The organism is Alloprevotella sp., from assembly GCF_057240785.1.
Window position 1 is genome coordinate 123,801 of the sequence record NZ_DBHHRH010000032.1, and the last position, 20,849, is coordinate 144,649.

Sequence of the window (20,849 nt, forward strand, 5' to 3'; positions counted from 1 at the left end):
TCTATTTAATAGAATATTTTTCCACGTGCAAAAATATGCATCACAAAACGATTAAGGCAAAGATATTTATACATTCAACTATGATTAAATTTAAATCGTACAGACACTATTTCATAACACATAACAAACATAGCTCGAAAGGAGAATAAGAACAGGAGATATGGTCTCATAACTAAGACATCCATCGTTTGGCATAATGTTTGCAACAAAAGAAAACAAACAAATTATAACTATTATGCAAAAAGGAAATATTGGAATTACTACTGAGAACATATTCCCAGTCATCAAAAAGTTTCTTTACTCAGATCACGAAATCTTCCTTCGTGAAGTTGTTGCAAATGCAGTAGATGCCACACAAAAATTGAAAACACTTTCTGCAAAAGGTGATTTCAAAGGAGAATTAGGTGACTTAACTGTACGCATTAATTTAAACAAAGAAGCAGGAACTTTGACAATTTCAGATAAAGGTGTCGGTATGGATGCTGAAGAGATTGACAAATATATCAATCAAATTGCTTTCTCTGGTGCCACAGAGTTCTTAGATAAATATAAAGATGACGCAAATGCCATCATCGGCCATTTCGGATTGGGCTTCTATTCTACTTTTATGGTAAGTAAGCAGGTAGAAATCGTTACACGAAGCTATAAAGAAGACGCGCAAGCAGTGCGATGGATTTGCGATGGAACACCAAGCTATGAAATATCAGAGGCTGAAAAAGAAGAAAGAGGTACTGACATCATTCTACATATTGATGATGACTGTAAACAATTTCTAGAGAAGGGAGAAATACTACGATTATTAGGCAAATATTGTCGTTTCTTGCCCATACCTATAGCTTGTGGAAAAAAAACAGAATGGAAGGACGGCAAACAAGTTGATACAGAGGAGGACAATATAGTGAATGTTGTAGATCCTCTATGGATGAAACAGCCCGCTTCATTAAAAGAGGAGGACTATAAGAAATTCTACCATGACCTCTACCCTACTAATGATGATCCCTTGTTTTGGATTCACTTAAATGTAGACTTCCCTTTCCATCTCACCGGTGTACTCTATTTTCCAAAGATAAAGAGCAATCTTGATGTTCGACGCAATCAGATTCAGCTCTATTGTAACCAAGTGTATGTTACAGATCAGGTTGAAAATATCGTGCCTGACTTCTTGACACTACTACATGGCGTTATCGATTCACCAGATATTCCTCTCAACGTTAGTCGTAGCTACTTGCAGAGTGATGCCAATGTAAAGAAAATTTCTTCTTATATCACGAAGAAGGTTTCCGATCGGTTAAACCAGATATTCAAACACGACCGTAAAGATTTTGAAGAGAAATGGGACGATCTCAAACTTTTCATTCATTATGGAATGCTAGCAGAAACCGATTTCTATGATCGAGCTAAGGATTTTGCGTTACTAAAAGATACAGAAGGAAAATATTTCACCTATGAGGAATATAAGCAACTCATAACAGAGAATCAGACCGATAAAAACGGTCAACTCATTTATCTGTACGCTACCAACCTAGAAGAACAATACAGCTACATTGAAGCAGCGCACAATAAAGGATATAGCATTCTCTTGATGGACGGACAGTTAGATACTCCGCTAGTACAGATGCTCGAACAAAAATTTGAAAAGAGTAGCTTTTTACGTGTAGATGGAGACACCATCAACAAGCTCATTCAAAAAGACGATGCCGAAACTACAAAACTCTCAGCGGATGAAAATGAGAACATCTGTGAGGTATTCTCTGCTTTACTCCCCAAAATTGAAAAAACAGAGATTCAAATTGCAACAGAGGCTATGGGCGAAGATGCTTCACCTGTTGTTATCACGCAAAGCGAATACATGCGACGAATGAAAGAATCTGCACGATTCCAACCAGGTATGAGCTTCGCGGAAAATATGCCTAATATGCTCAACTTAGTGCTCAATACGGATCACAAGCTCATCAAAAATATTCTCAATAATATGGCTGAGCAGACAAAAGCAGAACTAGAACCTATTTCAAATGAATTAAAAGGCTTAGAAGCTCGTAAAGCGATTCTCGAACAACAAACTAAGGAGGTAAAACCTGAGGAGCTAACTGAAGAGCAGAAGAACGACAAGAAAACTTGCAACGAAGAGATTTCTGTTCAACATGGCAAGAAAGTCAACGTTCTAAAGACATACGCAGAAAAGAATCCAGTTATTTCTCAACTCATTGACCTAGCTCTCCTACAGAACGGTCTACTAAAAGGCGAAGCCTTGAGCAAATTCTTGAAAAGAAGTCTTGAGCTGATAAAATAATTAAGTCAACTTATCCAAAAAAGCAGGGAAGTCTACTAAAAACTTCCCTGTTTTTTTCTTTTCCCCATATTGTTTACAAGGGCCAGCTACATATAATATCAAATAGAATACTCCTATTTCTATATACAATAAGGAAAAAAATAAATAGGATAAAGATACAGAAAGATAGAATAAGAATATTCTAAAAGAAGCCCTTGTGATAACAATAATGTACCTTTGCAATTAGAAAATTTAGATTCAACACAGATATGAAACTTATACTTTTAACGCTTCTCTCATTCTTAGCCATCAACTGCAATGGTACACCCCAAAACAACACTAACTCTGAAAAGAAAGAGACAGAGAAAAATGCAAAGAAAACCACTTGCTCGATTAACACATACAATCTAACAAAGGTCGTCTTCTCGTCACAGGATTCCACAAAGATTGTAGAGTATCTCTCTAGTCCTGCAAAAGGAAATGACATTCTTTGGTTTGCAAGAAAATTCATCAACATTCCGTACGTAGCTTCTACACTAGAAATTGCAGATCCTGAACAGTTAGTTGTCAACCTAACTCAACTTGACTGCACAACTCTTGTGGAAACCGTACTAGCTCTGGCCATCACTCAGAGGGAAGGTGGAAAAACTTTTGAAGATTATTGCAAAAATCTTGAACTTATCCGATATAAAAATGGGAAAATGAATGGTTATCTCTCTAGAAATCATTACTTTTCATGGTGGATGCACGACAATATGAATAAAGATCTCATTAAAGATATTACTGACTCTAAGTATTTCACAGTAAATATTAATATACAGAACTACTATATGAGTCAAAACCCTTCAAAATATAAGTTCCTCAAAGCACATCCAGAATGGGTAGACAGCATTCGCACCATGGAAAAATCAGGAAACGGATCTGATGGAACATACCTACCTCAAAAAAACACTTATCTATCAAAAAAAGAACTACACGTTGTCCACGATGGTGATATCATTGCTATCGTTACAACAAAAAAAGGAATAGATTATTCTCATCTAGGTTTTGCAGTTTGGGGGAAAGATGGTAGGCTCCATCTACTCAATGCCTCTAGCATCCACCATAAAGTTGTAGAAGAACCTAAGACACTCTATCAATATCTAAAAGAACACCCGTCTAGCATTGGCATTCGTGTCCTGCGCTTAAAGTAAGAATAACAAGTCTGATTTACATAAAAAATAAAGATATTTACTCACTGAATATCAATAACTTGAAAAAGGACGGCAAAAAATCTTTAAAAAAAGAGAAGGAAATGCTTGGTAGTTTCCTCTAAAACTTATACCTTTGCACTCGCAATTTAGAAAACAGAGAGCTTGCGAAAAAGCACCGCTAGCTCAGTTGGTAGAGCAACTGACTCTTAATCAGTGGGTCCAGGGTTCGAATCCCTGGCGGTGTACAAAGGAGAGCAAATTTATTTGTTCTCCTTATTTTTTACTATGTCTAGAATTCTATTTTTTCATATAAATCTTTGTCATTTCGGAAGAAAGCCATATCTTTGCACTCGCAATTCAGAAACAGAGCGATTGCAAAAGCACCGCTAGCTCAGTTGGTAGAGCAACTGACTCTTAATCAGTGGGTCCAGGGTTCGAATCCCTGGCGGTGTACAAAGGAGAGCAAATTTATTTGTTCTCCTTATTTTTATACCGTTACAAAAGTAAAAAGCCACCTTGCTTTGCAAAGTGGCTTCGCTATATAAGATATTCCTCCTCTTTAATTCTTCGTAACTTTCATTTGCTTATGCTCTGAAAAAGCAAGCCAAAACAAGAGAAGCACACACAGACTATACCCCGCAAAAATGAGCCAGCTCATCTTCCAGCCTGCAATCTTCTCAAGGCCACTCGCTGTACTAGGAAGATCGTAGACAAAATGATTGATAATCTGCTGAGCACCGAGAGTGCCAATTGTAGCACCTAATCCGTTGGTCATAATCATAAACAACCCCTGTGCAGAACTCCGAATACTAGAACTAGTGTTTCTATCAACAAACAAAGCTCCACTAATATTAAAGAAGTCGAAGGCCACACCATAAACAATCATAGAAAGTATAAACATCCAAACGCCACTCCCTGGATCTCCTATTCCAAAAAGTCCAAAACGGAAAACCCAAGCAGCCATTGCTATTAGCATAACGGTTTTGATTCCAAAACGCTTCATAAAAAAAGGTATCAGCAAAATACAACACGTCTCACTGATTTGAGAAATAGAAATAAGAATATTCGCGTGCTGTGCTCCAAATGTATCTGTAAATTCAGGCAATTGACCATAAGTCTGAATATAAGGATTCGCAAAACCATTAGTTATTTGTAAAGAAACACCTAAAAGCATTGAGAAAATGAAAAATATAGCCATTCGCTTCTGTTTGAAGAGATAGAAAGCATTCAAACCTAAAGCCTCTACAATCGACTTTTTCTCTTCGCCCTTACTAGTAGGACAAGCTGGAAGAGACTGGGCGTAGAGAGCTAGAACTAAACCCAATCCGGCACTAACTAAGAATTGATTACTCGTATTTTGAAAACCCAATAAATCCACGCTGACCATCGTACAGATAAAACCGATTGTTCCAAAAACACGAATGGGCGGAAAATCGCGAATAGTATCCATCCCAGCATTTGTCAAACCTGTAAAAGCCACACTATTGGATAATGCCAATGTTGGCATATAAAAAGCAACGCTGATTGAATAAAGGCCAAACAATATCGGCATTTGCACATTCCCCGCTGATCCTAAACCATAGAAACCTGTTGCTCCCATAAAAATAGCAGCTATCAAATGACATAAACCAAGGAGGCGCTGAGCTGGAATCCAACGGTCTGCAATGATTCCCATGAGACCTGGCATAAATATAGAGACAACTCCTTGCACTGCATAGAACCACGCGATATCACGCGCAAGACCTACATTAACTAAATAACTGCCCATGGAGGTCAAATAGGATCCCCAAACGGCAAATTCCAAGAAATTCATCACGACAAAGCGTGATTTCAAAGCAAGATTATTATTCATGATGGTGGTAATTATTTTTTCTATTGATAGATTTCAATGCTTTACATAATTGTCTATACGAAACCCTAGTTACAAAGGTTTTTCGTATGATTCGCTTTGAATCTGCTATATATATACGAGGAATACCAAATCGAGCAAACTGATTATAAAGGTTCCTATCAGTTTGTACCACAAACGGCATAGTAAAATGATGGAGTTTCCAGTAGTGAATTATCTCTTCCTCAGACTGATATTCCCCTTTAAAATCACGACTGACACACACGAGCTGAAGGTCATGAGAATGGTGGGCATAAAACTTTTGTATCACAGGTAATTCGTTCTTACAGTCGGAACAATTAGTATTGAAAAATACGATAACAAAGGTTTTCTCTTTATCTCCGAAAGAACTTGTCACATCATCTTTCTGTATCGATAAAGAAAATGAAGGAAGCATATCTCCCTCTTTCAGAACTTCACCGGTATCATGATCTATAGAATCACCAAAAGCAGGAGAAATGCCTGAAAAGGACATAATTGCTATAAAGAGTACTGCTAATAATCGATACATATAGTTTCAAACATATAGACTTTCATACAATCTGGCTACGCTATTTCGTAGCAAATGTAATGGAAAGTCTCTAACGGACAAAACAAAAACCTTGAATTTCCTTTGCAATCTCTAGGCTTTACCGTACTTTTGTGTTTGCAATAATGATAACATTTCAATGAAAGAAGTACACTTATTTTATGCTCCAGATATCGAACAGACACAAGAACTCCCTGCAGAGGAAGCTGTACATGCCATTCGAGTACTTCGACTAAAAGAAGGAGAAGAGCTACTCATCACTGACGGGAAAGGAACTTTCTACGATGCAGAGCTTTCGCTTGCTTCTCAAAAACATTGTAAAATCAAAATCAGTAATGCTCATCCTGAAAAAAAACTTTGGAAAGGAAGCATACATTTAGTTGTTGCTCCAACCAAGAGTATTGACCGCATAGAATGGCTGGTAGAAAAGGCAACAGAAATAGGCGTAGACAAAATTTCGTTTCTAAATTGCGACAATTCGGAGCGACATATTATCAAATCCGAACGCATTGAAAAGATTGTTATTGCTGCAATGAAACAGAGCCATAAAGCAACAAAGCCTGTGATTGAAGAAATGATGAATTTTGATAAGTTTATCAAAAAACCGTTCAAAGGACAACGTTTTATTGCTCACTGTTATCTTGAATCAGATATAAGCAAATCTACAGAAAAACCTTTCCTGGGCGAAATTGTTAATAGCGAGGAAGACACACAAGTCCTTGTCGGCCCAGAAGGCGACTTCAGTATTGATGAAGTAAGAAAGGCGATCAATGCAGGTTTCCAATCTATTTCGCTGGGAGAAAGTCGGTTACGAACAGAAACTGCCGCCCTTGTTGCCGTACACCTTATGTATTTAGCAAAAAGATTATGAAAAAGCCATCTAAAGAACTCTTCACGCACATTATCTTACCTTTTGTTGCGTTAGCTATCGTTGTTGTCGGAATCTACTACTGCTTCTTTGCTCCAAAATCCTATGAAGATTGTATTCCAGATGAGGCCAAAGCCGTTGTACAAATAGAAACTCAAAAAGCGCAAGAGATCGTATCTTCTCTTGCAGAGTATTGGGGAATCCAAGCAAGTGGGATAAACCTCACTAAGCCTTTGTATGCTTTTATCACACCTAATGAATACATTGGCTTTGTTGCGCAAGTGAAAAATGAGCAGGAGATTGCAGCAAACATTCAGCGCTTATTTAAGGAACACAAGTGCATGGCGCCAAGAAAAAATAATGACTTAAACTGGACTTGGCTCAACGCGGGCTGGCAAATGGCGTGGAATAGTCAGACCTTAATAATACTTGGTCCCGGAACTATCCAAGAGCAAGATATGCTCACACAGACTATTTCGAAACTCTTTGATTTTCGAAGCAGCGATAGTTTTATTCATACAGATAAGTACACTACAATGAATCAGCAGGAAGGAGACATCAAAATCTTCTCTACTCTTGATGCATTCCCCACTCCTTTCAACCTTCTATTCCGACTTGATGTACCTTCGGATATAGATCCCACAGCCTTCAACCTTTTTGCTGGCGTACACTTAGGCAAGACTACACAAATGATTGGAGAGATAACTTGTGATGAAAAAGAAACACTAGCAGCTTATGAAGCTTTTGAGCGCCAAAACTCGCCTATTTCTCAAGTGCATCCTAGCTATATTTCAGAAAACAGCCTTTTCTTCCTCGCCTCTTGGACAAAAGGAAATCACCTATTTGAGCTTTTGCGACAAGATGCTACATTCAACCAAGTATTACAGGGACTAAATCGAACGATCGAAGCAAATTCTCTGTTGCAAAACATCAATGGCAATACATCCTTACTCATTACGCATCTTAGCAAAGACATGACACCGACCTTCTCTTTACAAGCGGAAACCAGCAATAAGAACTTGATGACTAATGCCGCCTCTTGGATTGAAAAGGCTAAGCAACAAAATGGTGTAACGCTCACAAAAACAGGAAACACCTATTGTTTAAAGTCAAAGGAAAAAGAACTTTTCTTTGGACAAAATAAAAATCTATTATTCTTCAAATCCAATCACTCAATTGATTCAGATAAAGGAAAAGACATAGCAAATGAAGCCATAGGCTGTCGGCAGTATTTTCGTGTCAATCTGAAGGAGCTATTGCAGCAGCCCTGCGTAACTGGAGCTACAAAAGACTTTTTTGCGACGCTCTTTAAGGGTCATACAACATTAACCTACAAAGCATTGGAAAAACGGAGAGTAACATTAGAGATAATATAATATTCTCACAAATGAAGACTATAAAACTAAACAATGTCCTTCCTCATGTTTTTTCTCAACGTACAGACCTCAAAAGTGAAGTTTGGAAACATGAATTATCTTTTGAAAAAGGACAGCTTTATCTTGTAGAAGCGATGTCGGGCACAGGAAAATCGACACTTTGCTCTTATATCCTAGGTTATCGGCATGACTTTTCGGGACAGCTTACCTTTGACGGCAAAGACACTCGGCAGTTTAGCGTATCTAATTGGGTAGACCTTCGCAAAAAACATATCAGTCATTTATTCCAAGAATTACGGTTATTCTCCGAATTAACAGCCATGGAAAATGTACAGATAAAAAATAGGCTAACAAACTTTAAAAGCGAAAAACAGATCAAAGAATGGTTTGAAATACTTGATATTCCCGATAAAATAAATGAAAAAATTGGACGTATGAGTTTTGGACAGCAACAGCGAGTAGCTTTAATCAGAGCTCTTGTCCAGCCCTTTGATTTTATCCTTGCAGACGAGCCTATCAGCCATCTTGATGATCATAACTCAACTATTATGGGAGAGATTATAATGAAGGAAGTACGCGAACAAGGGGCAGGAGCCATTATTACCAGTATAGGTAAACACATGCAACTAAATTACGATAAGACATTTAAATTGTAAGCTATGGATTTAGTATGGAAACTTCTTCGCCAGCATATTAGTCTTAGCCAGTTGGCTGGCTTCTTTTTTGCGAATCTTTTTGGAATGTGGATTGTGATGCTTGGTATTCAATTCTATAAAGATGTAATTCCTCTATTCAATCAAGATGATAGTTTTATTAATGCAAATTATCTTGTCCTATCTAAACATATCACAACAGTTGGGACACTTAGCGGACGTGGAAATTCTTTCAGCGAAAACGAAATAAGGGATATTGAAAAACAACCCTTTGCTAAACGTGCAGCTCCTTTTACTACCTCACAATATAAAGTAAGCGCAGCTATGAGCATGAATGGCACTGCTCCATTCCTAACTGATATGTTCTTTGAGGCTGTCCCCGATAATTTCGTAGATACTCCTAAAGAAGCATGGATTTATAAACCTGGAGATACAGAGGTACCAATTATCATGCCACGTACTTACATTGCATTATACAACTTTGGCTTTGCGCAGAGCCGTGGTTTACCCAAAGTGAGCGATGGACTTGTCGGACTTATCAATATGCAGATATATATCAACGCTAATGGGCAACACGCACAATTCAAAGGCAAGATTCTTGGTTTCTCTAACAGAATCAACACCATCCTTGTTCCTAAAGCGTTCATAGACTGGAGCAATGAAAAATTTGAACCAGGAAAGACGGAAGATCCTTCTCGCGTTATCGTGGAAGTTCACACTCCAACGGACGAAGGTATTGCTAAATACATGCAAAAAAAAGGTTACGATGTAGAAGATAATAAGTTAGATGCAGGCAAAGCTACTTATTTTTTAAAAGTCATTATTAGTCTTGTCATGCTCGTTGGACTGCTCGTGAGTATCTTGAGTTTCTATATTCTGATGCTTAGTATTTATTTACTTGTTCAGAAGAACAATACAAAAGTAGAAAACTTATTACTCATCGGCTATAGTCCGCAACAAGTTAGCAAGCCTTATCAGATGCTCACATTGGGCATGAATGCAGCAGTCCTCATCTTTGCTTTCATTTTACTCCTTGTATGCCGTAATTATTATATGGGAATGATAGAACTCATCTTCCCTCAAGTACATTCTCAAACATTACTCCCAGCCGTTCTCACAGGGCTCTCCATTTTCTGTTTAGTAAGTATTATCAACTCATTAGCCATTAGAAGAAAGATTCTAAAAATTTGGTATCGTAAAGATTAAACAACTATATGCAACAGCTCGTTCAACTCTATAAACAATACGCGGGGAAAACTCCTGTTTCATGTGAGCCATTAGCACAAGCTGGTAGTAACCGCAAATACTTTCGCTTAACAGCCGATGATGGAACAACCTGTATCGGAGTTATTGGTACATCGAAAAGAGAGAATCATAGTTTTTTATACCTCGCACGACATTTCAAGGAGAAAAATCTTCCAGTCCCCGAAGTCTATGCTGTCTCAGAAGACGAAAGCAGATACTTGCAAGAAGATTTGGGAAACACCTCCTTATTTTCAGCTTTACAGCAAGGACGAGAGGCCAATGGCAACTACAATCAAGAAGAAGTAGAACTAATTAAAAGAACTATCAAAATACTTCCTCACTTCCAAATCAGAGGGAATGAAGGCTTAGATTATACTCAACTCATTGCTCCTACTCACTTTGATGTAGAGACAGTAATGTTTGACTTAAACTATTTCAAATACTGCTTTCTAAAAACCACGGACATCGATTTTGATGAAGTCTTATTACAACACGACTTAGAACAGTTTGCTAGAGACCTTTGCTGCGATTCTCCACATTTTTTCCTATATCGTGATTTCCAAGCGCGCAATGTGATGCTCAAAGAAGGTCAGCCTTACTTTATCGATTTTCAAGGAGGTAAGGCTGGTCCACTACAATATGATATTTCGTCTTTTCTTTGGCAAGCCTCGGCAAAATATGGAACAGAACTTCGCAAAAATATCATTAAAACATATCTTGAAGAATTACAACACATTGCTCCTGAAATCGCCAAAGGCTACTCGGAACAACTCCCACAATTCATTCTTTTCCGCCAACTACAGGTGCTTGGAGCATATGGGCTGCGCGGACTTTTTGAACATAAGCAACATTTCCTACAAAGTATTCCTCTAGCTCTCAAGAATCTGCGCACGTTAATCGAGAATGGTACAGCAAAAAAATATAAGCACCTCAATAAAACCTTGTATCGCTTAACAGATTTACCAGTATATAACAAACTTCATGAGGAGACAAAAGTTTCTCAAAGCAGACTTGTCGTAAGTGTGTGGAGCTTTAGCTATAAAAAAGGTCTACCAGTTGATGATAGTGGAAATGGTGGTGGCTATTATTTTGATTGTAGATCTACACACAATCCTGGTCGCTATGAACGTTACAAACAACTCACAGGATTGGATGCCCCCGTAATACAGTTCCTTGAAGAGGACGGAGAAATCCTAGCTTTTTTAGAACACGTATATGAACTGATCGACTTTCATGTAAATCGATATATTGAGCGTAATTTTACTCATCTTATGATCTGCTTCGGTTGCACGGGTGGACAACATCGTAGTGTCTACTCTGCACAGCACGTTGCAGAACATCTCCATAAGAGGTTCGCTGTTGAAGTACACCTCTGCCACAGAGAGCAAGGAATCACGCAAATACTGAAATAACTAATCCTAAAATATAAAAATTTCAAGTAGAAAACAATATACACAAAGAAGAGAGCGTTTATTAGACATATGAGAAGATTCATAATTGCTTTATTCCTTTGCCTAATAGCTCTCCCCTCCTTTGCCCGTCGCACAAAAATTTTTGGTACAGTAAAGGACGAGAGTGGGAGTCCTGTTGAGATGGCCAATGTTAGAATTAAAGGTTTACCAATTCTAACCATGACAGACTTAAAGGGATTCTACACAATATACTGTGAAAGTGCTGATTCCATAGAAGTTATATATTCACAAATAGGCTACGGAAGTCGCCGTCGTCTCTTGCGTAATCCAGGAGACTCTGTACGTCTGGATATCGTCCTTCACAATAGTGTGGATTACGAACTCGGAGGTGCAACCGTGTTAGGACAAAAACGTGAAGCTACTACCGAGCAGCGTATTTCGACAGAAGCTCTAAAGAATACTCCTTCAACAACAGGGAATGGTGTAGAGGAACTCATACAGTCGCAAGCAGGAGTTTCTACTCACAGCGAACTCTCTTCGCAATACAATGTGCGAGGCGGTTCTTTTGACGAGAATGTCGTTTATTTGAATGGCATAGAAATTTATCGTCCCCTACTCGTACGATCTGGACAACAGGAGGGATTATCAATTATTAATCCAGATATGGTGGAGCGCATAGCTTTTAGTAGCGGAGGTTTTGAAGCACGCTATGGTGATAAGATGTCATCTGTTCTCGACATCACCTACAAACATCCCGAGAAGTTTGAAGCAAAAATCAATACTTCACTTTTAGGAGCTGGAGCATACTTTGGTTGGGGAAATAAGCACATGGACTTCATGACTTCTGTTCGCTACAAAACCACTCGCCACCTTTTGGGATCTATGGACACGCAAGGTGAATATCAGCCAAACTTCTTAGATTATCAAGGTGCTTTTTCTTGGCGTCCCTCGCGAAAGTGGACTATTGATTTACTGGGAAATATCTCCGATAACAGTTATAATTTCTACCCCAAGAATCGTGAGACATCTTTTGGTACATTAAATGATCCTAAAACCTTTACTGTCTATTTTGATGGTAAAGAAAAGGACCGTTTCCGTACGTTCTTTGGTGCGGCCACCATTACGCGCCACCTCTCCCCCGAGGCATTCCTTGCACTTCAAATGTCTACCTTCTCAACCTTGGAACATGAGAACTACGATATTCAAGGAGAATACTGGTTACAAGAAGCAACTTCACAAGAACAGTTGGGAGTAGGAACATACATGGAACATGCTCGAAACCGACTTAAAGCAAATGTTTACAATGTTGGGCTTCGCTTCCGCACAAAGACAGCTAAGGCTGGCAACACATTGAATAGTCACACCTTACAAGTGGGGTTAAACTGGCTGAACGAACGTATTAAAGAAAATAGTCGCGAATGGGAAATGCGTGACTCTATGGGCTATAGCCTCCCCTACGACGAAAAAGCTCTGCGCCTCATCTACAGTCTGAAATCTGTAAACGAGATCCATACAAATAGATTTGAAGCTTTCGCGCAAGACTCTTGGCGATTCAACACAAAAGCCGGGCTTTTCAATTTCACTTATGGAGTGCGCTTCAACTATTGGGACTGGAACAAAGAGTCTCTCATATCGCCACGCGCAAGTATCGGCTTTCTCCCTGCTTCAAACGACCATTGGACCTTGCGCTTTGCCACGGGGCTCTACTATCAAGCACCTTTCTTCAAGGAACTTCGCGATACAACTCTGACAAACGGTATTGCTACAGTAAGAATGAATCGCAACATCAAAGCTCAACGATCCATCCATTTTGTGTTGGGAGCAGACTACGCGTTCAGAATGATGGATCGTCCTTTCCGATTTACGGCTGAAACTTACTATAAGGCGCTCACTAATCTCAATCCTTACAGCATCAATAATGTTCGTGTAGTCTACTATGGTCGCAATATCGCATCTGGATATGCAGCAGGATTAGATTTTAAACTTTTTGGAGAATTCGTTCCTGGAACTGATAGTTGGCTGACTTTTTCTCTCATGAAAACACAAGAGAAAGTAGACGGACAATGGCTGCCTCGGCCTACTGATCAACGCTACAATTTCTCAGCTTTCTTCACTGACTATTTCCCAGGAAGTACGCGTTGGCGTGCTACACTAAAGATGGCTTTTGCTGGGGGGCTTCCCTTTGGTCCTCCTCACACAGGTCGGAATTTTCAAACCTTCCGTTCACCTGCATATAAACGTGTAGACCTTGGACTCTCCTATCGTATGCCTCTCCGCTGGCAACGACAACAAGAAGCTGGAATAGAAACGGCACGACGGCATCTCTTCAAAAACATTTGGATAGGTATAGATTGTTTCAACCTCTTAGGTATCGACAACGTAAATTCTTACTATTGGGTAACAGATATTACCAACACACAATATGCCGTACCCAATTATCTCACGGGCAGACAAATTTCCGTGCGGTTCAGCATTGAATTCTAATTGAACACCTACCTCAAAATATGAGAACCAAACTTTTTATCCGTAATATCTACATCCCAGATATTGCGGATAAATTGTTTCTAAGAAAAAGAAAGCTCACTTTTAGAAAGAGCAAAAAAGACACGCAAGAACTTGTGTAAAACTTTAGATATTTCATACGAGAAGATAAAAGAATATTATAAATAAATTTCAAAATTTATTCTTCCATGAATCGTATCAAATTAAACTCAACCATCAAGGAATAAAAAGAGTATAGATGTAAAGTACCACTACAATAAGAAAATTTAGAGGTTCCAAAGGAGAACTAAAAAATACAATAAAGATATTTGGAAAAACTATATTCTAACTTATAACTGTACCTATTTTTACGCAATCATCACACATATCTTGTCTTCTTTCTTCAGAAAAGAAGTGAGTTTTCAGTAAACAAAGCACTTTGCAGAAAATATTAATAACTCTTACGAGCAAAATTCACAAAACACTTCGCTAGATTGAGAAACATATATATCAACAAACAATATAAAACTAAAGCCTCAAAAATTCAAGAAAAAGAAATCTCCTATTTTTACACAATCTTCAGGTTGAGAGCTCTAGATTAGAAACACACAAAAGCCCCAGATGAAAAGGAAACAAGGGATTTCACTGTTCAATGATTCACTTTCCACAAAAGGAATAGAAAATAAGAATAGAAATATAACAAATTTGCCGCATTGCAAAAGTTATCACTAACTTTGCAAATAATGTATACAAGACTGATGAATATGAATAGACTTATACTCGGCGTCCTCCTTTTTGCTTGGTTCCCCTTTTATAGTGCAGCTCAAGCTCCAGTGCGCACGGAGAAGCAAAAAATTGAACGTATTGGCAAAATCTATTCTGATTCTCTACAACAGCTGAAAACGTTCTACAACGACTGGAAATATGAAGAGGCTGATACATTGTCAAATCCCTACTATTTCCGCTTATTTGCCAGCCCAACTTTCTATGAGAAAGCTGTCAAAGAACTCTTTTCTCTATCTACGCCAGAGGATGATTATCGAGCCATACTGGAAAGTAAGGCTTTAATCTCTGTGTATGCTCAAAGGCCATGGCTTATTCAGAATCTAAACGATACTATAAGAAGCTCAACTCCAAGTTCCTATGAGCAAATTATAAAGCCCAATGTACAACTGTCCAAACAGGTAGAGGAAAAAACAAACGAAGAATTTAATCTTCAGAATTTAGACATCGTAGTACATCGTCCCTCCTTTTGGACTTTTCGTGCAAATGTTTCATTCCAGTTGATGCAGAACTACGTCTCCGACAATTGGTATAAAGGCGGAGAAAGTAATCATTCGTTCTTAACGACGTTGAACGTACAAGCCAATTTCGATAATAAACAGAAAATCACATTCAACAATTATCTAGAAATGAAGTTTGGGCTTCAGAGTTCAAATTCTGATACTGAACATCGATATAAGACCAATACTGACCTTCTCCGCCTCACCAACGAATTGGGTATTAAAGCGTCAAAACATTGGTATTATTCAGCCATGCTTCAAAGTTGGACGCAATTCTATCGCAGCTATAAGAAAAACGAAAAAAGAGTGCGTTCCGACTTTATGTCACCTTTTGAAGGTCTATTCACGTTGGGTATGAAATATTCTCTTCATACAAAAAATAATCGCTTTAACGTGAACGCCAATCTATCTCCTTTTGCTTGTGACTTCAAGTATGTAAGTCGAATGGGACTAGCCCCTTCCTTTGGGGTAAAGCCAAATCATCACACACGCTTTGATTATGGTTCGAACATAACGATAACGGCAAAATGGACTCCTTGGAAAAATGTCACCTGGGATAGTCGTCTCTTCTACTACACTAATTATAAGTACGCGCAAATAGAATGGGAGAACACTATATATCTAAGAATCAACCGATTCCTTTCCACCAAGCTTTTTCTCTATCCACGCTTCGATGACAACGTTCGGAGAAAAGATAGTGGAAGTTATTTCCAATTTAATGAATTCCTTTCTGTCGGTATAGACTATTCTTTCTAACGTTAGTTCCACGATCTCTTTTGCATAGAGGAACTACACAGCAGAGAATCAGTATTTTATATTTCTCCTCCAACTCCAGCCACACAGGACATTTATCATGATTGATCAAAGCACGATACAAAAAGTTCTAGACGCAACAGATATTGTTGATGTTGTTAAAGAATTTGTAACACTCCATAAAGCTGGAGTTAACTACAAAGGCCTTTGCCCCTTCCATAACGAGAAAACGCCTTCATTCGTTGTTTCTCCTGCAAAACAAATCTGTAAATGTTATGGCTGTGGCAAAGGTGGAAATGCTCTCCATTTTTTGATGGAAATGGAACAACTCACCTATCCCGAAGCTATCAAATGGTTAGGAAAGAAATACGGTATAGAGATCCGCGAAAAAGAGATGACCGACAAGGACCGTCAAGCACAGACCGAGCGAGAAAGTCTTTTTATCATCAATGAGTGGGCACGCAACTATTTTGAAAATAATCTACATGAATCGGCCGATGGTCTTGCAATCGGATTGGCTTATTTCCGTCAACGCGGTCTTCGTGATGATATCATCCGAAAGTTCCATTTAGGGTATTCACTTGTGGACAAAGACTCCCTTTACCAAGCGGCTATCTCTAAAGGTTTTAATTCTGAATTACTCATCAAGACGGGACTTTGCTTCAAAACAGATGATGGAAAAGTCTTGGACAGGTATCATGGACGTGTCATTTATCCTGTCCACAGCATTTCGGGAAAAGTTGTTGCCTTCGGCGGACGTATTCTCACACAGAACAAGAATGTAGGGAAATACGTAAACTCACCTGAATCGGAGATTTATAGTAAATCTCACGAACTTTATGGACTTTATGAAGCTAAAAGAGCTATTGTCCAAGAAAACAGTTGTTTTCTTGTAGAGGGCTATATGGATGTTATCTCTATGCACCAAAGCGGTGTAGAGAACGTAGTTGCATCTAGTGGTACTTCACTCACAGAAGGACAAATCCGTTTGCTCCATCGCTTCACAAATAACATCACTGTACTCTATGATGGAGACAATGCAGGTATTCATGCAAGTTTGCGAGGCATTGATATGCTCCTTTCTGAGGGATTGAACATAAAAGTACTTTTGCTTCCAGAAGGAGAGGATCCTGATAGCTTCGCGCAAAAATATGGTGCATCCAAATTTCAGGGATACATAAAAGAAAACCAAGTAGACTTTATCCGCTTTAAGACAGATCTTCTGATGAAAGATGTTGGAAACGATCCAATAAAGCGCGCAAACTTTATTTCTGAAATTATCCACAGTATCAGTCTGATTCCTGAAGGTATTATTCGCCAGATGTATTCGCGAGAATGCGCGCAAATGATACACGTTAGCGAAGAGATGATTCTGTCTGAAGTAGCCAAAATCCGCAGAGAAACTACAACCCAGGTTCAAGAAAAAGATGAACGTCAACGCGAGCGGGAACTTCAAGAAGAGGAGAAACAGCGCAAAGAAGATCTACAAATACAATCGCGCAATAAAGTGGCTCAAATGGAACGTCTGCTCATCAGGGATATTATCCGACATGGTGAACAACCTCTTTTTGAATCTGAAGGTGTTCAGTATAGCGTGACAAGCTATATCTGTGAAGATTTGAAGAATGATAGTTTGAAAATGCAAAATCAACATTATCAGCACATCCTTTCAGAAGCCGAACGTCATGTTTCTGAAGAAAATTGGCATTCGCTCCCTTTTTTTCTTAACAATCCTGAAGAATCCATAAGTATGCTTGCAGCAGAACTCTCAACAGACAAGAATGAACTCTGCACCAATAATCGCATACAATATGGGGAAGATACTGACCATCTAGCCGATCGTATCCCACAACTTCTCAATGACTATAAAATGGCTCTTATAGAGGCAGAACTCGAAACTGCACATAAAGAATTGGCAGAAATATACAAGAGTGGCGATCTCCCAAAGGTGCTGGAATACATGAAAAAGATTAAAGAACTTGATGAGCTTCATAAAGCCATAGGAGAAGCCACACAACGCATTATCACACTAAAATAAAATCAACAGTAATAAAACCAAAGGAACAAATAAATCTCTTATTGTTTCTACTGAAAGTACTGATAAAAGAACAGAGCAGCCATACTTCCTCAGAAGTAAAAGGTTGCTCTGTCTTATTACATCTCTAGAAACGAGCGTAAACTTGTAGCTCGGCCGTATTATAATACTTATCTCGAATGGTTCGATTGTTTGTCAGATAATAGTTGAACTGGAGCATAAAATTCTTTGCTAATCGCCAATTAGCTGCAAGGCCATAATTAGCAACTAGATTATTCCATTGCTTTGCTTCCCTATAGCAATCCCAACGACAGTAAAGTTTAAGATTCTTCGTAACGGGGGCACCAACAGTAGCATACCACGAATCGGCACGTTCAGAAGCCAGGCGATTAGTTACTACACCACCAACAGAATGGCCGTATTCGCCACGCACAACCCAGTCATGTTCATAGTCTATACCCGCAGACCATCGTACTCGCTTCACTCTTTTCAGACTAAGAGGATCAGTTGCCTTATAATTCTCGTTGGTATATTTACCACTCCAACCAAACCAACCAATACGCAGATTCTTGCAAGGATTTACCCAAAGGCCTCCGATGATATCTTTGAAATTATCCTTATCAGAATGGTTTATTCCTTGCCCATTAAAGAGTCCCACTTGATAATGAAACCAATGACGACCATCTTTTGCTGCCAACAAATCACCTTGTATCTGCAAACCTACATCACGGCCACCGGACTTATGTGCTCCATTACGATCGACAGAGATTCCTGCCAATTGATTAGACAACTGTGAGAATACTCCCCACCCTATCTCCCAAGGGCTCATTGGATTCTCAAATGTAAAGCCGCGCTTGAACTGGCCCAGTTTTACTCGGAGCTCCTTCCAATGCTGCCACTCAACGAAAGCATCGAGTACACGCGGACCATTATCCTGTTTGGGCTGTCCACTTGCTTCCAACTGTATGCGATAGAAGAAATCCTTAAAAGCATAACCGTTCATATAGAGACGAATGAGACGCAAGTCAAAACCAGTGTGCGTCTTGTCGGATTGATCCGTCACTGTGGCTTTGCCTACAACATAACCTCCAAATTTAAAACTTGGGTCGAATGCTGCCATAAACTTTGATTTGTTCTCAGAAGCAGAAGCTTTAGCACCCAATTTGAGCGTTTCTTTTACTTCGCTGAGACTATGTCCCTCCGCACTAGAATGCAACATACTATCTGCGAAAACAGATATGGGCATATTGGATACAGGGATATCTGTTCCGGCAGCATTCGCTACAGAAGCGAACAGTGCCATACCACAAAAGGTGGACAAGAGTAGTTTACTCATGATTTTCATATTTGATTTACATTACGCTTACAAAATTAAGAATGTTTTTGAAGACATAAACAAACTTTCATGTTTTTATAATGCAAATTTTATCAAATCTCATTCAGTGCTACAATCGAACAACGATAGGGCTAAAAGATTTCTGCATGAATTGCCTCAGACTGCTGCGTACAACAAAAAACAAAGTGGAGCTTGCAATATACAGATTATTCACTCATTTAAAAGGTTTTAGGATACGATTACTTTGCTCTCCCATGCTTTTCCCGTAACTTTGCAGAACATTAAAAGAGAGATATATAAATTAGATATGACTATCAGAAATTCACTCGCAACCTTGGCTCTTCTCACAGGGATAACAGCTCAAGCTCTGCCTCTACGCCCAGAATTCTTACCTAAAAATGAACTAGTACAGGACAGCAAAAACAATGTACAGTACATCAATTTCGGAAACTTTGACCAATGGATCACTCGCAATATTGAAGAAAGTAGCATTATTGGAGGGCAAACAAGACAGGTTTATGCCATTGGTCCCACATCTGTGATTAATGGTCGCACACCATACTTAGGAACAGGTGGCTCTCCTTGGGCAACTTCAAACGTTATGGCACATGTCAGCGGTATCTACAAGACTAATGTAAGCGTATTTAAGCAAGCACGCCCAGGACATGGTTATTGTGCAAAACTTTATACTCATCTCGAACAAGTAAAGGTTCTCGGCATCGTAAACATTAAAGTCTTGGCGGCAGGAAGTATTTACTTAGGACAAATGATGGAACCCATTACCAGTTCGTCTAATCCTATGAAATATTTGAACTGTGGCATTAGATACTCTCATAGACCTAAGGCTATCATGTTTGATTATGCCACTAAATTAATGCCGGGTGATCGCATTCGCCAAACGGGCTTCGGGGGAGCCAAGACTATTGCTGGTCGAGACCTGGCAGATTGTGTTGTTTATTTGCAGAAGCGTTGGGAAGATGCAAAAGGCAATGTCTATGCAAAACGTATTGGCACAATGGTTCACTACTTCACACAAACAACCAACTGGGTGAACAACCAAGAGTTTACTATCCATTATGGAAATATTACAACACAACCATTTTACAAAAGTTACATGGGGCTGAATTCTCAATTTTACATGAAGAACTCAAAAGGTAAGATGGTGCCTATCAAAGAAATTGAATGGGGAACAAGTGATGATACTCCTACACACCTTATTGTAAAATTTGACTCAAGTAATGGTGGAGCCTATACAGGTACAGTTGGCAACACTCTTTGGGTTGACAATGTGCGCTTAGTCTACTAGATTTTTAGTACAGCAATAATAAATGGGGAGGAAGGATTTCTTAAACCAAAATATAGTTTAAGAAGTTCTTCCTTTCCTTTTTGTTTTTTAAGCATAAGATACAAGCACCTTAGACCACACAAACGCCTAACTATCAAGCTCATAATCTATTCTAAAATATAATAAGGAGGCTTATATGACAAAAAGAGACCTAAAATCTCTTGTACTCCCTTTATTTACTAT

The 20,849-nt window shown here is 38.9% G+C and carries 14 protein-coding genes and 2 tRNA genes; 13 read left to right on the top strand and 3 right to left on the bottom strand.

Features of this window, described 5'->3' with window-relative positions:
- Window positions 1-235 precede the first annotated feature (235 nt).
- The 4 genes from htpG (at window position 236) to ACO4R2_RS07635 (ending at window position 3,915) form a co-directional block, all read left to right on the top strand.
- Window positions 236-2,290 (top strand): molecular chaperone HtpG, encoded by a 2,055-nt coding sequence (gene htpG, locus ACO4R2_RS07620; RefSeq protein WP_484769775.1) that lies wholly within the window; start codon window positions 236-238, stop codon window positions 2,288-2,290.
- A 248-nt stretch (window positions 2,291-2,538) separates the two neighbouring features.
- Window positions 2,539-3,462, top strand: a complete 924-nt coding sequence (locus ACO4R2_RS07625; RefSeq protein WP_347719100.1) for an N-acetylmuramoyl-L-alanine amidase-like domain-containing protein — start codon at window positions 2,539-2,541, stop codon at window positions 3,460-3,462.
- Window positions 3,463-3,634: 172 nt separating this feature from the next.
- Window positions 3,635-3,707, top strand: a tRNA-Lys gene (locus tag ACO4R2_RS07630).
- A 135-nt stretch (window positions 3,708-3,842) separates the two neighbouring features.
- A tRNA-Lys gene (locus tag ACO4R2_RS07635) sits at window positions 3,843-3,915 on the top strand.
- A 106-nt stretch (window positions 3,916-4,021) separates the two neighbouring features.
- Here ACO4R2_RS07635 and ACO4R2_RS07640 read toward each other — a convergent pair.
- Together ACO4R2_RS07640 and ACO4R2_RS07645 are read right to left on the bottom strand one after the other, a co-directional pair.
- Window positions 4,022-5,314 carry an MFS transporter gene (locus tag ACO4R2_RS07640; RefSeq protein WP_484769776.1) on the bottom strand — a complete coding sequence of 431 codons (1,293 nt, stop codon included), beginning with the start codon at window positions 5,312-5,314 and terminating at the stop codon, window positions 4,022-4,024.
- A complete protein-coding gene (locus ACO4R2_RS07645) occupies window positions 5,307-5,861 on the bottom strand; it encodes a TlpA family protein disulfide reductase (RefSeq protein ID WP_484769777.1) in 555 nt (184 codons plus the stop codon). The genes ACO4R2_RS07640 and ACO4R2_RS07645 overlap by 8 nt, the downstream gene beginning before the upstream one ends.
- Before the next feature lie 157 nt (window positions 5,862-6,018).
- On the opposite strand from ACO4R2_RS07645, the gene ACO4R2_RS07650 reads away from it, so the two are divergent.
- The 8 genes from ACO4R2_RS07650 to dnaG all read left to right on the top strand — a co-directional run bounded on the left by ACO4R2_RS07650 (window position 6,019) and on the right by dnaG (window position 17,988).
- Window positions 6,019-6,750 carry a 16S rRNA (uracil(1498)-N(3))-methyltransferase gene (locus ACO4R2_RS07650; RefSeq protein WP_311490458.1) on the top strand — a complete coding sequence of 244 codons (732 nt, stop codon included), beginning with the start codon at window positions 6,019-6,021 and terminating at the stop codon, window positions 6,748-6,750.
- Window positions 6,747-8,123 (top strand): DUF4836 family protein, encoded by a 1,377-nt coding sequence (locus tag ACO4R2_RS07655; protein ID WP_484769778.1) that lies wholly within the window; start codon window positions 6,747-6,749, stop codon window positions 8,121-8,123. Before ACO4R2_RS07650 ends, ACO4R2_RS07655 begins: the two co-directional genes overlap by 4 nt.
- A gap of 11 nt (window positions 8,124-8,134) precedes the next feature.
- Window positions 8,135-8,779, top strand: a complete 645-nt coding sequence (locus tag ACO4R2_RS07660; RefSeq protein ID WP_484769779.1) for an ATP-binding cassette domain-containing protein — start codon at window positions 8,135-8,137, stop codon at window positions 8,777-8,779.
- Window positions 8,780-8,782: 3 nt separating this feature from the next.
- Window positions 8,783-9,982, top strand: a complete 1,200-nt coding sequence (locus tag ACO4R2_RS07665) for an ABC transporter permease (RefSeq protein ID WP_484769780.1) — start codon at window positions 8,783-8,785, stop codon at window positions 9,980-9,982.
- An 8-nt stretch (window positions 9,983-9,990) separates the two neighbouring features.
- Window positions 9,991-11,433, top strand: coding sequence for a RapZ C-terminal domain-containing protein (locus tag ACO4R2_RS07670; protein ID WP_484769781.1), 1,443 nt, complete (start codon window positions 9,991-9,993; stop codon window positions 11,431-11,433).
- Between the two features lie 69 nt (window positions 11,434-11,502).
- Window positions 11,503-13,917 carry a TonB-dependent receptor gene (locus tag ACO4R2_RS07675; RefSeq protein ID WP_311490451.1) on the top strand — a complete coding sequence of 805 codons (2,415 nt, stop codon included), beginning with the start codon at window positions 11,503-11,505 and terminating at the stop codon, window positions 13,915-13,917.
- Window positions 13,918-14,678: 761 nt separating this feature from the next.
- The gene (locus ACO4R2_RS07680; protein WP_484769782.1) at window positions 14,679-15,953 is read left to right on the top strand and encodes a DUF3078 domain-containing protein; all 1,275 of its coding nucleotides are present in this window, start codon (window positions 14,679-14,681) and stop codon (window positions 15,951-15,953) included.
- A 97-nt stretch (window positions 15,954-16,050) separates the two neighbouring features.
- Window positions 16,051-17,988 (top strand): DNA primase, encoded by a 1,938-nt coding sequence (gene dnaG, locus ACO4R2_RS07685; protein WP_484769783.1) that lies wholly within the window; start codon window positions 16,051-16,053, stop codon window positions 17,986-17,988.
- Window positions 17,989-18,112: 124 nt separating this feature from the next.
- On the opposite strand, the gene ACO4R2_RS07690 is transcribed toward dnaG, so the two are convergent.
- On the bottom strand, window positions 18,113-19,321 hold the full coding sequence (locus tag ACO4R2_RS07690) for a porin (RefSeq protein WP_484769784.1): 1,209 nt from the start codon (window positions 19,319-19,321) through the stop codon (window positions 18,113-18,115).
- Between the two features lie 307 nt (window positions 19,322-19,628).
- On the opposite strand from ACO4R2_RS07690, the gene ACO4R2_RS07695 reads away from it, so the two are divergent.
- Window positions 19,629-20,627, top strand: coding sequence for a PCMD domain-containing protein (locus tag ACO4R2_RS07695; RefSeq protein WP_484769785.1), 999 nt, complete (start codon window positions 19,629-19,631; stop codon window positions 20,625-20,627).
- The last annotated feature ends 222 nt before the right edge of the window (window positions 20,628-20,849 follow it).